The organism is Allobosea caraganae (assembly GCF_003351345.1).
GTDB lineage: Bacteria > Pseudomonadota > Alphaproteobacteria > Rhizobiales > Beijerinckiaceae > Allobosea > Allobosea caraganae.
Genome location: NZ_QQTO01000007.1, coordinates 235,690 through 248,767 on the forward strand (window position 1 = coordinate 235,690; position 13,078 = coordinate 248,767).

The following is a 13,078-nucleotide window of genomic DNA, read 5'->3' on the forward strand; positions in this document are numbered from 1 at the left end:
GACATTCATCGTGATTGGGCGTTTGTGCCGTTGCCCGCTAAACGAACCGGCAACGGCAATCACGAATGAGGTTCGCTTATGTGCGGTATCGTCGGAATTCTGGGCAAGGAAGCCGTGGCGACGCAGGTGGTCGAGGCGCTCCGGCGGCTCGAATATCGCGGCTATGATTCCGCCGGTGTCGCGACGCTCGAAGGCGGTCTGCTGACCCGCCGCCGCGCCGAGGGCAAGCTCAAGAACCTCGAGATCCGCCTCTCCAACGAACCGCTCGAAGGCCTGATCGGCATCGGCCACACCCGCTGGGCGACGCATGGCAAGCCCAACGAGACTAATGCCCACCCGCACGCGACCGAGCGGCTCGCGGTGGTCCATAACGGCATCATCGAGAACTTCCGCGAACTTCGCGCCGAGCTCGAAGCCGACGGCCACGTCTTCCAGACCGAGACCGACACCGAGGTCGTCGCCCATCTCGTCACCCGCGAGATGGATCGGGGCAAGGATGCCGCCGCCGCGGTCGGCGCCAGCCTGCCGCTGCTGCGCGGCGCCTTTGCGCTCGCCTTCCTGTTCCAGGGCGAGGAAGACCTGCTGATCGGCGCCCGCCGCGGCTCGCCGCTCGCGGTCGGCATCGGCGACGGCGAGATGTACCTGGGCTCGGATGCGCTGGCGCTGGCGCCCTTCACCAACCTGATCGCCTATCTGGAGGAGGGCGACTGGGTCGTCCTCAACCGCAAGGGGGCGAGCTTCTTCGACAAGGCCAATAAGCCCGTCACGCGCCGGGCGCAGCGCGTCGCCGCCGGCGCCTTCCTGGTCGAGAAGGGCAACCACCGCCATTTCATGGCGAAGGAGATCTACGAGCAGCCCGAGGTCGTCGGCCACACGCTGACGCAATATCTCGACATGGTCGCCGGCAAGGTCCGTCTGCCCTTCGAGGCCAAGTTCGACTGGCAGGCGCTGTCGCGCCTCTCGGTCTCGGCCTGCGGCACGGCCTATTATGCCGGGCTGACCGCGAAATACTGGTTCGAGAAGCTCGCCCGCCTGCCGGTCGAGATCGATGTCGCCTCCGAGTTCCGCTATCGCGAGGCGCCGCTGCCGAAGGACGGGCTGGCGCTCTTCGTCTCGCAATCGGGCGAGACCGCCGACACGCTGGCCTGCCTGCGCTATGCCCGCCAGGAACAGCAGCACGTGCTTTCGGTCGTCAACGTCACGACCTCGACCATCGCCCGCGAGAGCGACGTCGTCGCCCCGACGCTGGCCGGCCCCGAGATCGGCGTCGCCTCGACCAAGGCCTTCACCTGCCAGCTGACCACGCTGGCCTGCCTCGCGCTCGCCGCCGCCCGGGCCCGCGGCGCGATCACCGCCGAGGACGAGGCCAGGCACGTCCAGAACCTGATCGCGCTGCCCGGCCTGATGGCCAAGGCGCTGGAACTGGAGCCGCAGATCGAGGCGCTCGCCCGCGAACTCTCCAAGGCCCGCGACGTGCTCTATCTCGGCCGCGGCACGAGCTTCCCGATGGCGCTGGAAGGTGCGTTGAAGCTCAAGGAAATCAGCTACATCCACGCCGAAGGTTATCCGGCGGGCGAGCTCAAGCACGGGCCGATCGCGCTGATCGACGAGGCCATGCCGGTGATCGTCATCGCTCCGCACGACGCGCTCTTCGAGAAGACGGCGTCGAACATGCAGGAGGTCGCGGCCCGCGGTGGCCGCATCATCCTCATCACCGACGCCAGGGGCGCGGCCGAATGCGGCATCACGCCTGAGGCGACGATCGTGATGCCCGACATGGACCCGCTCTTCGCGCCGATCGTCTACGCCCTGCCGATCCAGATGATCGCCTATCAGACGGCTGTCTTCATGGGCAAGGACGTCGACCAGCCGCGCAACCTGGCCAAATCCGTCACGGTCGAGTAGCGCCTCACTCCTCGCGGGCCGGCTCCGGCCGGCTCGCGACATAGGCGCCAGACGCCAGCAGGCAGAGCCCGGTCGCCCAGAGCGCGATCGGCGGCGCCGAAGTCAGCGCCACCAACCCGAAGCTCAGCAGCATCGAGCTGCAGGCGATCAGCTTCGCCTTGCGGTCGATCACGCCGCTCTCGCGCCAGCGCAGCACGTGCGGCCCGAGCCGCTCATGCCCCAGCAGCCAGGCCTCGAAACGCGGCGACGACCGCGAAAAGCACCAGGCGGCGGCGATCAGGAAGACCGTGCCCGGCATCAGCGGCAGGATGAGCCCGATCACGCCGAGCGCGGTGAAGACCCAGCCCGCGGCCAGCAGCAGGGCGCGGCGCCATCCTGATCCGTGCCCGGGTGCGTCGCTCACGTGGGTCCTTGCCTGAAATTCACCCAAGGCAGGGCTGGTCAGCGCCTGCCGCTCGGCTATCCTGCTCATATCGCGGCACGGGGCCGTCGAGACAAGGCTCTCTATCGGGCAGGGTCTTACAGGGAAGGTCTTCGGGACTGTCATGAACGCTGCCGGCCCGCCCGACCCCCGCCTCGTCATTCAGCCGGACCTGTTGCGCCCCAGCGCCGGCACGCGGCTGCGGCGCTATTTCCTCACCGGCCTCGTCATCGCCGGGCCCGTGGCGATCACGCTTTGGGTGACCTGGTGGTTCATCGGCCTGATCGACGGGATGGTGAAGGCGCTGATCCCGCCGAGCTACCTGCCCGAGGCCTATTTGCCTTATTCGATCCCGGGCTTCGGTCTCGTCATCGGCCTGATCGGCCTGACCCTGCTCGGCTTCCTCACCGCCAACCTCGTCGGCCGCACATTGCTGGATGCCGGCGAGGCGATCCTGAATCGCATGCCGGTGGTGCGCAGCCTCTACAAGGGCGTGAAGCAGGTCTTCGAGACCATCTTCTCGCAATCGGGCACCTCGTTCCGCAAGGTCGGCATGGTGCAATTCCCGCAGCCCGGCATGTGGTCGATCGTCTTCATCGCGCAGGAGGCGGCGCCCGAGATCGCCGGCGCCTTGCCCGATGGCGACGAGCAGATCGGCGTCTTCCTGCCCTGCACGCCGAACCCGACCACCGGCTTCTTCTTCTATCTGCCGCGCAAGGAGGTGGTCGAGCTCTCGATCTCGGTCGAGGACGGCGCCAAGCTGGTCATGTCGGCCGGCCTGATCCAGCCGGGCGAGGTGCAGCCCAAGGCGGCGCAGGCTGATGAGCCGCAGAAGTGAGCTATATCTGACCTTGCGTCAGCATTCGCGGGACGAAAATGCCTTGGGATGAGGGCTTTATTCCCTTGGCATAAGCTTCCGCCAGATGATTTGCTCACGATCCGCGATGGCAAATCAGGCGAGGCCGAGGTGCAGACCTATTTGAGCGAGGGCAAGTGGGGCAAGTTCCTGCTCCTGCGCGGCGACCTGATCAGCCAGTACGTCAGCATGTACGGCGAGTGGGCGGAAACCGAGGTCGACCTGTTCAAGACCTTGCTGCCGCGCGACGGAATCTGCATCGAGGTCGGCACCAATATGGGCACGCTTGCAGTGCCGATCTCGCGGATCTGCGAGGAGGGGGCGGTCTATTGCTTCGAGCCGCAACGGCCGATCTTCCACATTCTCTGCGCCAATATCGCGCTCAACAACCGCCTGAACGTCTTTGCCCGCAACGAGGCGGTCGGCGAGACCGACGAGCTGATCTCGATCGAGACCGGCTCCTATGACGCCACCTGGAACTATGGCGCCTTCTCGCTCGGCCGCGGCTTCAGCAACGAGCTGAGCTTTACCGGCCCGGTCCAGCGCGAGACGGTCAGGATGGTCCAGCTCGACAGGGACCTCCAGATCGCGGCCCTGTCCCGGATCGACCTGCTCAAGATCGACGTGGAGGGCTTCGAGCCGGCCGTGCTGCGCGGCGCGCGGGAGCTGATCACCAGGCATCGCCCCTATATCTTCGTCGAGGCCAACACCAGGGCAGGCTTCGACGACTGCATGCTGGAATTGGGCGGGCACGGCTATACCGGCCACTGGTACATCGCCGGCCGCTACCGTCAGGACAATTTCGCCCGCTCGCCCTTCGGCATCGCCGGCTGGGACACGAACCTGATCTTCCACCACGCGTCGCGCCCGCCGCTCCAGGGCAACCTGCCGAAGGCGAGCAGCTTCGACGACCTGGCGACCGGCCTGACGGTCCTCACGCAGTTTCCATGAGGCGACGAGCGCTGCGGGTCGCGCCCCATGGCGGCCCGCCGCCCGCTTGAGGGCAGGCGGCGGGAGGTTCGGCTCAGTCCTTCAGCGCCAGCCAGATCTCGATCACGCCGTTCCCGGTCGCACCATTGAAGCGCTCGTCCATCCGCTCCAGCGTCGGCCCGTCGGCGGGCTTGCGCCCGGATTTCGGCAGCCAGCCGCGAAAGATCGCCTCGTAGGTCTGCTTGATGCCGGTGACGTGGCCGCGATGCTCGAACACGGCGTAGCTCTGCTCCGGCACGCGGGTGCGCTCGAACTCGGCTGGCAGGTCGGTGAAGTCGGAGACCTCGGCGCCGGCGATGTAGTCGAAATTGCCGTGGTCGTCGCAATTATAGCTGACGCCATAGGCGATATAGCCGACCTGACCGGGGATATGCCCGAAATGCGGGGCGATCCTTTGCCAGAGCGAGGGGATGCCGGAGGTGTTCTCATAGGAGAAGCGCCCGCCATAGCCGGCGATCAGCACGGGCTTGCCGGTGACGAAGCGCGGCTCTGGCAGGGTGATACTGGTTTCGCTGTGCATGGAGAGGGGCTCCGCAAGTTTCAGTGACGAGAGGTCGCCCCTCGCGCGCAGCTCTTCCGGCGTGATGCCGAACTGCTCGCGAAAGGCGCGCGTGAACGCCTCGTGAGAGCCGTAGCCCCAATCCAGCGCGACCGAGAGGATGTCGGGCGCACCCTCGGCGAGCTGGCGCGCCGCCTCCGAGAGCCGGCGCTCGCGCACGTAGCGCATGATCGAGCGGCCGGTCGCCACGCCGAAGGCGCGGCAGAGATGGAAGCGCGACACGCCGCTGACCTCGGCGATCTCGTCGAGCGAGAGATCGGAGGCGAAGCGGCTCTCGATGCACCAGACGGCTTTCTTGATCGGGTCCATGGCACTCTCACGAAACGGCGCGACGATGTCGGAGGCAAGACCGGCCCGCTTGATCAGGATTGCTGCGAACGGAGATATAAGGAAGAAACACGCCGTCATCCCGGACAAGCGGCGAAGCCGCGCAGATCCGGGATCCATCGTAGAGCACGGAGCCCTACGATGGATCCCGGCGCTCCGCTCTGCTGCGGCCGGGATGACGGCGCGGGTTTTTGAACGTTGTACTATCCGGCCCGCAGCAGCCTGATCGCGACGTCGCGCTCGAACAGGTAGAGCAACGTCCTGACCGCCTGGCCGCGCGGCGTCTCCAGTTGCGGGTCGCGTTCGATCAGGAGGCGCGCGTCGTCGCGCGCCGCCGCCAGCAGGTCGCCGTCGATCTCCGGCCGGGCGATGCGCCAGTCGGGCGAGCCGGACTGCTTGGTGCCGAGCACCTCGCCCTCGCCGCGCAGGCGCAAATCCTCCTCGGCGATGCGAAAACCGTCCTCGGTCTCGCGCATGATCGTCAGCCGCGCCTCCGCCACCGGCCCGAGCGGACCCTTGTAGAGCAAGAGGCAGGTCGAGGCGGCCGATCCGCGCCCGATCCGCCCGCGCAGCTGGTGCAGCTGGGCAAGGCCAAAGCGCTCGGCATGCTCGATCACCATTACGCTGGCATTGGGCACGTCGACGCCGACCTCGATCACCGTGGTCGAGACCAGGATGCGGGTCTCGCCGGCCGAGAAGGCGGCCATCGCCGCATCCTTGTCGCGCCCAGGCATCTGGCCGTGCAGCAGCCCGACCTTGGCGCCGAACAGCTCGCGCAGCGCCTCGTAGCGCTCCTGCGCGGCGGCGACGTCGAGCGTGTCGGATTCCTGCACGAGCGGGCAGACCCAATAGACCTGAGCGCCGGCATCGACCGCGCGCCCGACCGCGCCGACGACCTCGTCGAGGCGCTCCGACGAGATCGCCCGCGTCACGATCGGCTTCCGGCCCGCCGGCTTCTCCGAGAGCACGGATATGTCCATGTCGCCGAACCAGGTCAACGACAGCGTGCGCGGGATCGGCGTCGCCGTCATCACCAGGATGTCGACCGCCTCGCCCTTGGACCCCAGCAGCAGGCGCTGGTGCACGCCGAAGCGGTGCTGCTCGTCGACCACGGCGAGCGCGAGGTCGCGGAAGACCACGCCCTCCTGGAACAGCGCATGCGTGCCGACGGCGATGTCGATCTCGCCATTCGCCAGCCCTTCCAGCACCTGCCGCCGCCCGGCGCCTTTCTCGCGCCCGGTCAGCAAGGCGAGCCTCAGCCCGGCCTTGTCGGCGAGCGGGGCCAGTCGTTCGGCATGCTGGCGGGCCAAGATCTCGGTCGGCGCCATCATCACCGATTGCCGCCTGGCCTCCGCGGCGGCGGCCATCGCCAGTAGCGCGACGACCGTCTTGCCGGAGCCGACATCGCCCTGCAGCAGCCGCAGCATGCGCTCCGGCTTCTCCATATCGGCATGGATGTCGGCGACGGCCTCGCGCTGGCCATTGGTCAGCGAGAAGGGCAGGGCGGCTTCGATCGCGCGGCGCAGCTTGCCGTCGCCCGCTGTGACGCGGCCTGCCGCCTTCTTCTGCTGCCGGCGCACCAGCGCAAGCGCGATCTGGCTCGCCAGCAACTCGTCATAGCCGACGCGCCTGCGCGCGATCGTGTCGCCCTCGACGGCGCGCAGGTCGGGTGGATGATGCAGCGCCTGCATCGCCTCAAAGAACGTCGGAAAGCTGCTCTTGGCGTGGAAGCCGGGATCCTGCCATTCGGCCAGATCGGGGCATTTCTCGGCGGCGCCGGCGGCGATCCGCGTCATCACCCGTGGACCGATCCCTTCGGTCAGGCCATAGACCGGCTCGATCGCCGGCAGGCTGGCGAAGGCTTTTGCATCCATGATCCGGTCGGGATGCACCATCTGGCGCATGCCGTCCCAGAGTTCGAGCTTGCCGGAGATGATGCGGTACTCGCCGATCGGCAGCGTCAGCAGCAGGTGCCGGACATCGGCGTGGAAGAAGACCAGCGTCACATCGCCGCTCTCGTCCTCGACCAGGACGCGATAGGGCGCCTTGGCCTTGCCGGCGGGCGCCGGGCGATGCTCGGCGACGCGGGCCGAGAAGGTCGCGATCTCGCCGACCGGCGCGTCGGCGATGCTCGGGCTCGGCCGCCGGTCGACCGCGCCGGTGGGCAAGTGGAACAGCAGGTCGATGACGCGCGCGCCTTGCGTCTCGTCGCCGAGCAGCTTGTCCAGCAGCTTGCCGAGCTTGGGGCCGACGCCGGAGAGCGTCGTCGCCGGTGCAAACAGCGGATCGAGGATGGATGGACGCAATCGGCCTCGCAGGACATGTCAGGAGTGTGGCGAACGCGGCGGTTGGGCCGCTGACTTCGCCCGACTCCCTCGCTATATAGCCGGAGACGGCAGGCTCCGCGACGGGGCCGGCCCGTTTCTCGTTTTCGTGCCCAAGAGCATGGCGCGAAAAAGTGGATGCCGGTTTTTCGCGTAAGCCATGCTCCAACTTTTGGGTGAGGATGACGATGTCCGGCACGACCCGCACCAGCGCCGATCTCGACCCGCGCCGCCGCAAGCTGCTTTTCCGCGCCTGGCATCGCGGCATGCGCGAGATGGACCTGATCATGGGCCGCTTCGCCGATGCCGAGATCGGCACGCTGAGCGAGGCCGAGCTCGACGAGTTCGAGCAGCTGATCGAGGTGCTCGACCGCGACCTGCTGTCTTGGGTGACGGGGGAGGCCGAGGTGCCGGGGAACTACGACTCGGAGCTGTTCCGGCGGCTGAAGAGCTTTCATCACCACGAAAAGCCGATTCACGTCTGAGCGCAATCCGAGGCTGCCGTTCCATGACTTCAGAAGACGATGCCCGCATCGCCGACACCGTCCTCGTCCTAAAGTCGATTCCAGGCGGGACCGAATTGCTGGATTGGTTTTGCGGCAGACCAGAATTCGGTGATGGCGAAATTCTCGACCTCAACCTGAACCGACGCGGCGCGTCCTTGAGCGTAGCGACCATGGTCAGTGAGAAGGGGCATTATGGCGGGCCGCCATTTAAGCACGCTCTGATCACGTTCACTTTCAAAGAAGGAGACATGATCGATGTGTCACTCCAAGGGTTCAGCCATCAGAATGTGATCGGCGGCATGTCGTTGCGCTTCGCTAAGGACTCGGCCGTTGATGGTCGCCTCGTCGGCTTCGGCCTTGGCCAGGGCGACATCGAATTTGAGATTGAGCCCTGCTTCGGTGCCTTCGGCACGCTGCGCGCCTCGGTCGAGAAGATCACCATCACTCCGGTCGCCGATTATCAGACGGCCGACGAAGCCATATCGGTTGTTGAATGATTCCCGCGCCCGCCCAACTCGCCAAGCTGCAGATCGACCGCATCCTCGACGCGCTCAACCGCGGCGACAAGCCGACGCTCGCCAGCGTTCCCGACGGTTTCGACGCCGTCGTCCTCGCCGACCTGACGCGGGCTCGGGCCAAGAAGTCCGAAGGCGCGGCCCTGCTGGTCTTCGTCGCGCGCGACGGGCAGCGGCTCCAGGTGCTCGAGAACGCCCTGCAATTCGTCGCGCCCGATCTTGAAGTGATGTCCTTCCCGGCCTGGGATTGCCAGCCCTATGACCGCGTCTCGCCGGCGCCGAGCATTGTCGCGCACCGGATGACGACGCTGTCGCGTCTCGCCAAGACCAAGTCGGGCGACAAGCCGCGCCTGCTGCTGACCACCGTCAACGCCGCGCTCCAGCGCGTGCCTGCCTTCTCACTGGTCGCGTCGGAGAGTTTTTCGGCCGCGCCGGGCAACATGGTCGATACCGAGCAGCTCGCGCGCTGGCTCGACATCAACGGCTACCTGCGCACCTCTACCGTGCGCGAGACCGGCGAATTCGCCGTGCGCGGCGGCATCATCGACCTGTTCCCGCCCGGCATGCCGGCGCCGATCCGGCTCGATTTCTTCGGCGACACGCTGGAATCGATCCGCACCTTCGATCCGGAGACGCAGCGCACCAGCGGGCAATTGCGCGGGCTCGACCTCGTGCCGATGTCCGAGGCGCAAATGACCAGCGAGAGCATCAAGCGCTTCCGCCAGTCCTACATCACGACCTTCGGCACGCCCGGCCGCGACGACACGCTCTACGAGGCGGTCAGCGAGGGCAGGCGGCCGGCGGGGCTGGAGCACTGGCTGCCGCTGCTCTCGGACAAGCTCGACACGCTCTTCACCTACCTCCCGGACGTGCCACTGGTACTCGACTCGCAGGCCGAGGACGCGGTCGGCGAGCGCATCAGCCTGATCAAGGACTATTACGACGCCCGCAAGGCCGCGATGGACCAGCCGAGCGCCGGCGGCATGCCCTATAAGCCGCTGCTGCCCGATGCGCTCTATCTCTCGCCGGCCGAATGGCGCGGCATCATCGACAATGCCGGCGTCGCCTCGATCACACCGTTCCAGCTGCCCGACAGCGCCGGCAAGCTCATCCTCGATCTCGGCGCCCGCCAGGGCCGCGGCTTCGCCGCCGAGCGCGCCGACAATGCCGGCAGCGTTTTTGACGCCGCCGTCCAGCATGTGAAGGCGCTCCAGGCTGATGGCCGCCGCGTCATCCTCGCCGCCTGGTCTGAGGGCTCGCGCGAGCGGCTCGCGCATGTGCTGGCCGACCACGGCCTGAAGACCGTCCAGACCACGGGCTCGCTGCGCGCCGCCTTCGATCTCAAGCCTGGCACCACGGCGCTCGCCGTCTGGGGTTTCGAGACGGGTTTTGAGGCCGGCAAGCTCGCGGTCATCGGCGAGCAGGACATCCTGGGCGACCGTCTCGTGCGCCCGCGCCGCAAGACGCGCCGGCCGCAGGACTTCATCGCCGAGCTCTCGTCGTTGGCGCCGGGCGATCTCGTCGTCCATGTCGACCACGGCATCGGCCGCTTCATCGGCCTGCAATCGATCACGGCTGCCGGCGCGCCGCATGATTGCCTCGAAATCCACTACGCCTCCGACGCAAAGCTCTTCCTGCCGGTCGAGAACATCGAGCTGCTCTCGCGCTACGGCTCCGAGGATACCGAGGTTCCACTCGACCGGCTCGGTGGCGGCGGCTGGCAGGCGCGCAAGGCCAAGCTGAAGCAGCGCATCCGCGAGATGGCTGGCAAGCTGATCCAGATCGCCGCCGCCCGCGCCCTCAAGGAAGCGCCACGCCTGATCCCGCAGGAAGGGCTCTACGACGAGTTCTGCGCCCGCTTCCCCTTCGAAGAGACGGAGGATCAGCAGAACACGATCGACGCGGTGCTCGACGATCTTGCCGCTGGCCGGCCGATGGACCGGCTGGTCTGCGGCGATGTCGGCTTCGGCAAGACGGAGGTGGCTCTACGCGCCGCCTTTGCCACGGCGATGGCCGGCAAGCAGGTCGCTGTCGTGGTGCCGACGACGCTGCTGGCGCGCCAGCACTACCGCAATTTCGTCGAGCGCTTCAAAGGCCTGCCGCTCCAGATCGGCCAGGCCTCGCGCTTCGTCTCGGCGCCGGACCTCAAGGCGGTCAAGCAGGGCATCAAGGACGGCACGATGGACATCGTCGTCGGCACCCACGCCCTGCTCGGCAAGGCCATCGAATTCCGGGATCTCGGCCTCGTCATCGTCGACGAGGAGCAGCACTTTGGCGTGAACCACAAGGAGCGCCTGAAGGAGTTCCGCGCCGAGGTCCATATGCTGACCCTCACGGCGACGCCGATCCCGCGTACGCTGCAGCTCGCCATGACCGGCGTGCGCGAGCTCTCGATCATCGCCACGCCTCCGGTCGATCGTCTGGCGGTGCGTACCTTCGTCACGCCCTTCGACCCACTGATCGTGCGCGAGGCGCTGCTGCGCGAACGATACAGGGGAGGCCGCAGCTTCTATGTCGTGCCGCGCATCGAGGACATCGCCGAGGTCAAGGATTTCCTCGACAAGCAGGTGCCCGAGGCAAAGGTCGGCATCGCCCATGGCCAAATGGCGGCGGGCCAACTGGAAGACGTGATGACGGCCTTCTACGAGGGCCAGTACGACATCCTGCTCTCGACCACGATCGTCGAATCCGGGCTCGACATACCCACGGCCAACACGCTGATCGTGCACCGGGCCGACATGTTCGGCCTGGCCCAGCTCTACCAGCTGCGCGGCCGCGTCGGCCGCTCCAAGGTCCGCGCCTACGCGCTCTTCACCATGCCGGCCAACCGCAAGCTGACCGAGCAGGCCGAGCGCCGGCTCAAGGTGCTGCAATCACTCGATACGCTGGGCGCCGGCTTCCAGCTCGCCAGCCACGACCTCGACATCCGCGGCGCCGGCAATCTGCTCGGCGACGAGCAGTCCGGCCATATCAAGGAGGTCGGCTACGAGCTCTACCAGCAGATGCTGGAGGAGGCCGTCGCCCAGCTCAAGGCCGGCATCGACATCGTCGCCGAGAGCCAATGGTCGCCGACCATCCAGATCGGCGCGCCGGTGATGATCCCGGAGCATTACGTCACCGATTTGACGCTCCGGCTCACCCTCTACAAGCGGCTCTCGACGCTCGACGACGATGGCGACATCCAGTCCTTCGGCGCCGAGCTGGTCGACCGCTTCGGGCCGCTGCCGGAGGAGGTCCAGCAGCTGCTGGAGATCGTCGCGATCAAGGCGCTCTGCCGCCGCGCCAATGTCGAGAAGGTCGAGGCCGGGCCGCGCGGCATCATCGTCGCCTTCCGCGACAACGAGTTCGCCAATCCGGAGGGTCTGGTCGGCTACGTCGCCAAGATAGGCACGTTGGCCAAGGTCCGCCCCGACATGCGCGTCGTCTTCATCGACGATTTCGAGACGGCGGAGCAGCGCCTGACCGGCACGCGCCGGTTGCTGACGGACCTGGCAAGGATTGCGGAGCGGAAGAAGGCGGCCTGAGCTCGGACCGGCGGCCCCTGCCGTCATGGTCGGGCTTGTCCCGACCATCCACGTCTTCGCTGATGACGTGCGGTGTTCAAGACGTGGGTGCTCGGCACAAGGCCGAGCATGACGGGCGCGCCCTACGCGATAGCTACCGCCTGACGACCTCGATCTCGGCTGCGGAACGCACCTCGATGTCGACGATGGCGAGGTCCGGCCGGTCGAGCGCCGGATAGGTCCGGCTTTCGCCGGGCCGCTGCACGAAGACGAGGCTGGCGAGAGCCTTGTGGCCGGCGAGCTTCGAGCGCGCCAAAGCCGGCTCCATCGCGCCGGGCACGACGAGATGCGCCTTGCGCCCGCCTTCGAGGCAGGCATGCAGGTCGCCGAGGTTGAACAGGCCGAGCGTCAGCAACTCGACGCCGGTCAGGATCGCCATACCCGGCCCGGAGGCGAGCGTCGCGAGGTCGCCGCCGACCATGGTGCTGATGATCCGCGACGAGGCCATCGGCTTCAGCACGCGCGAGATGTCGAGCGCCTTGCCGAGCAGCTCGCGCTCCGAGATCGATTGCGGCCCGGCCAGCGTCCGGGCATCGGCCACCTGCACGGCCGGGCGCTCCACCACTGGCGGCAGCGGATGCGGCGCGCCGCTGGCCATGAGCTGGTCGAGCGGGGCCACGCCATCGGGGATGTCGCCGCCGAAGCCGCCGACGAAGCGCGTGCCGAAGGCCCGCATCGCCAGGTTGCGCAGGACGAGAAGCGGCCGGATCGGCCCGACGCGACCGCTGCCCAGCGCCATCACGGCGCCGGAGGCCTCGATCAGCCTGAGCAATTCGAGCTCGTTGCCGTGCAGCGGCAGCATCAGCGGCGAGAGCCCCGCCCGCAGGCAGGCCAGTATCGAGAGGACCGCCTCAGGCCCAAGCGGCGCCAGGATGGCGACGCTGGCCCCGGGCTGCGCCCGGTTGGTGGCGAGGAGCCCGGCCAGCCGCTCGACCCGCTCGTCGAGCGCACTGAAGCTGAGCGAGCCCGGCTGCTCGTCGCTCCAGCCGCGCCGGCCCGGCGGATCGCGCAGCGCCGCCTCGTAGCCGCGCCCGCGCACCAGCGCCCTCAGCAAGGTGTCGAGGTCGAGCCCATCGAGCAGGGCGGCGGCTTCGTCCTGGTCGGCCCGCATC

The 13,078-nt window shown here is 67.6% G+C and carries 10 protein-coding genes; 6 read left to right on the forward strand and 4 right to left on the reverse strand.

Annotated elements, in window-relative coordinates; translation table 11 throughout:
- The first annotated feature begins 78 nt into the window (after positions 1 to 78).
- On the forward strand, positions 79 to 1,905 hold the full coding sequence (gene glmS, locus DWF00_RS03820; RefSeq protein WP_114830074.1) for a glutamine--fructose-6-phosphate transaminase (isomerizing): 1,827 nt from the start codon (positions 79 to 81) through the stop codon (positions 1,903 to 1,905).
- A gap of 4 nt (positions 1,906 to 1,909) precedes the next feature.
- On the opposite strand, the gene DWF00_RS03825 is transcribed toward glmS, so the two are convergent.
- Positions 1,910 to 2,308: a YbaN family protein gene (locus DWF00_RS03825; protein WP_245973737.1), complete on the reverse strand. Its 399-nt coding sequence runs from the start codon at positions 2,306 to 2,308 to the stop codon at positions 1,910 to 1,912.
- Between the two features lie 142 nt (positions 2,309 to 2,450).
- Here DWF00_RS03825 and DWF00_RS03830 point away from each other — a divergent pair, with 142 nt between their 5' ends.
- Complete coding sequence (locus DWF00_RS03830) at positions 2,451 to 3,164, forward strand: DUF502 domain-containing protein (RefSeq protein WP_114830076.1); 714 nt, start codon at positions 2,451 to 2,453, stop codon at positions 3,162 to 3,164.
- Positions 3,165 to 3,293: 129 nt separating this feature from the next.
- Positions 3,294 to 4,133 (forward strand): FkbM family methyltransferase, encoded by an 840-nt coding sequence (locus DWF00_RS03835; RefSeq protein ID WP_181832717.1) that lies wholly within the window; start codon positions 3,294 to 3,296, stop codon positions 4,131 to 4,133.
- Positions 4,134 to 4,206: 73 nt separating this feature from the next.
- On the opposite strand, the gene DWF00_RS03840 is transcribed toward DWF00_RS03835, so the two are convergent.
- Both DWF00_RS03840 and recG read right to left on the reverse strand, forming a co-directional pair.
- Positions 4,207 to 5,040 (reverse strand): AraC family transcriptional regulator, encoded by an 834-nt coding sequence (locus DWF00_RS03840; protein WP_114830078.1) that lies wholly within the window; start codon positions 5,038 to 5,040, stop codon positions 4,207 to 4,209.
- 221 nt (positions 5,041 to 5,261) lie between these two features.
- On the reverse strand, positions 5,262 to 7,364 hold the full coding sequence (gene recG / locus DWF00_RS03845) for an ATP-dependent DNA helicase RecG (protein ID WP_114830079.1): 2,103 nt from the start codon (positions 7,362 to 7,364) through the stop codon (positions 5,262 to 5,264).
- A 206-nt stretch (positions 7,365 to 7,570) separates the two neighbouring features.
- On the opposite strand from recG, the gene DWF00_RS03850 reads away from it, so the two are divergent.
- From DWF00_RS03850 to mfd, 3 genes are read left to right on the forward strand one after another with little or no spacing between them, the layout of a single operon-like run.
- Positions 7,571 to 7,867: an FAD assembly factor SdhE gene (locus DWF00_RS03850; protein ID WP_114830080.1), complete on the forward strand. Its 297-nt coding sequence runs from the start codon at positions 7,571 to 7,573 to the stop codon at positions 7,865 to 7,867.
- A gap of 23 nt (positions 7,868 to 7,890) precedes the next feature.
- The gene (locus DWF00_RS03855; protein WP_114852997.1) at positions 7,891 to 8,385 is read left to right on the forward strand and encodes a hypothetical protein; all 495 of its coding nucleotides are present in this window, start codon (positions 7,891 to 7,893) and stop codon (positions 8,383 to 8,385) included.
- The gene (mfd, locus tag DWF00_RS03860) at positions 8,382 to 11,927 is read left to right on the forward strand and encodes a transcription-repair coupling factor (RefSeq protein WP_114830082.1); all 3,546 of its coding nucleotides are present in this window, start codon (positions 8,382 to 8,384) and stop codon (positions 11,925 to 11,927) included. Before DWF00_RS03855 ends, mfd begins: the two co-directional genes overlap by 4 nt.
- Before the next feature lie 133 nt (positions 11,928 to 12,060).
- Here the strand turns inward: mfd and DWF00_RS03865 are convergent, their stop codons facing one another.
- On the reverse strand, positions 12,061 to 13,077 hold the full coding sequence (locus DWF00_RS03865) for an AMP-binding protein (protein WP_114830083.1): 1,017 nt from the start codon (positions 13,075 to 13,077) through the stop codon (positions 12,061 to 12,063).
- Between the last annotated feature and the right edge of the window lies 1 nt (position 13,078).